Annotated in this window: 2 protein-coding genes; both read right to left on the minus strand. The window is 45.3% G+C overall.

Going from position 1 to position 1,570, the window contains the following annotated elements:
* Positions 1-567 precede the first annotated feature (567 nt).
* Positions 568-1,044, minus strand: a complete 477-nt coding sequence (locus ACG2E4_RS18385) for a nucleotidyltransferase (RefSeq protein ID WP_395262259.1) — start codon at positions 1,042-1,044, stop codon at positions 568-570.
* Entirely contained in the window at positions 1,041-1,211 is a 171-nt protein-coding gene (locus tag ACG2E4_RS18390) for a hypothetical protein (protein ID WP_395262258.1), read from the minus strand. The genes ACG2E4_RS18385 and ACG2E4_RS18390 overlap by 4 nt, the downstream gene beginning before the upstream one ends.
* Between the last annotated feature and the right edge of the window lie 359 nt (positions 1,212-1,570).

Here is a 1,570-nt window from a genome sequence, read left to right on the forward strand (position 1 = left end):
TGCAGGGGTTCTTTCTTCACGCCGCCGCTGCATGCGGCCGGACGGCTCACGAATCGCCAGGGCGGAAGGAGGATGGAATTATGAATGAAGAATGAAGAATGATGAATTTCGAAGGGGCAGGAATGGAGAACCCGGGTCTTTCCCCCTTGTGGCAGTTATGATTGAAAAGCTGGAAATGACGTTCGAAGGGGGTGCAGGGGGATGATCAGTGAGGAATGAAGAATGAAGAATTAGTAATGATGAATTTCGAAGGGGAGATCGTATGAACGAGTTATAGCACCATGCCCAAGACCGGAAGAATTTCTGTCTGACGAGGGAGCAAGCTACAAATGCTATCCTGCCCTTCCCGGTCTTGAATGGGGCGCGGAGGCCGAAGCAGGCGGGGGTGGATGCCCTGCCGGTGAAGGTTTTGATAGCGAGCAACCGGCGTGACGGACCATCAACATCCACGCCTGCACAGGCGGCAGCGGGTGCCCCCATTCCCCGCCTTGATTGTTGAGTTCCTTTTGTATCAAGACAAAAGGGACAACTCGGTTAAGGGACTTTGCAATCCGGAATTGTGCTACCCTAATCAATGCTTTCCAGATAGTTTAAATCTTCCAGGTCTTTATTCCTGCCCGCCTGACGTTTGTTAGTAATAAGATCAGATAATCCAATAATGTAAACCGGTATATTATTGTCTTTTATGGAAATAGATTCTGTTACACGTCCCTCCCATGCCTCATCAAAACGCACTCCTTCAATATCATTTATCAAATCGATTCGATTGGGAGGGACACCAAATTGGATAACGTATCCGGGGCTTTGCAACTCTTCAGGCTTCGTTAATCCGGGGATATCATTATCCCAAAATTCCAATAATGCATCGAACAACAGGACGACATTGTCACTATCTGAAGAATAAAAAAAATCAACGTCACCTGTTAAACGGGGATACCCATAATATATGACGGCTTCGCCTCCCACAATCAGATATTTTACCTCATATTTATCTAATAACACCAAAAATTGTTGGGTATCGGGAGAAAAGTATTCTGCTCTCATCTATTTAGCTTTCTCCATTCCTTAATATCAGGTGTATTTCCATATACTCGCTTTTTTAAGGTACGGGCAACTTTTTGACGTTCCTCAACAGACATACGAGTCGCTTGCCTGATATCCCATTTATCGGCCTCATTCTTATCTTTTGCAATATTGACAACACGTTTCATACGCAGACATAAAGTATGAATTTAATATTATTAGAGGTTTCGGATCCACTAGTCTGTAGGTCCCAAACCTCTTCTAAAATTAATGTACCAAGTAACCATGGATCAAACAAATGCAGGCCAGCGGGGGATTAAGAATTAAGAATGAAGAATTAAAAATGAAGAATTTCGAAGGGAGAGCTCGTATAAACGGGTTATAGCATCATGCCCAAGACCGGAAGAATTTCTGTCTGACGAGGGAACAAGCTACAAAATATACACCCTGCCCTTTCCCGGCCTTGAATGGGGCGCGGAGGCCGAAGCAGGCGTTTGTGGATGTTGCACCGGTGAGAACTTCGATAGAAGGCAACCAGCGTGACGGA

Origin of the sequence: Halalkalibaculum sp. DA384 (assembly GCF_043951955.1) — a bacterium.
Classification (GTDB): domain Bacteria; phylum Bacteroidota; class Rhodothermia; order Balneolales; family Balneolaceae; genus JAMQKA01.

What these genes read in the sequence shown, in the direction of transcription:
- ACG2E4_RS18385 (WP_395262259.1), bottom strand. Translation starts at nt 1,044, where the DNA reads ATGAGAGCAGAATACTTTTCTCCCGATACCCAACAATTTTTGGTGTTA.
- ACG2E4_RS18390 (WP_395262258.1), bottom strand. Translation starts at nt 1,211, where the DNA reads ATGAAACGTGTTGTCAATATTGCAAAAGATAAGAATGAGGCCGATAAA.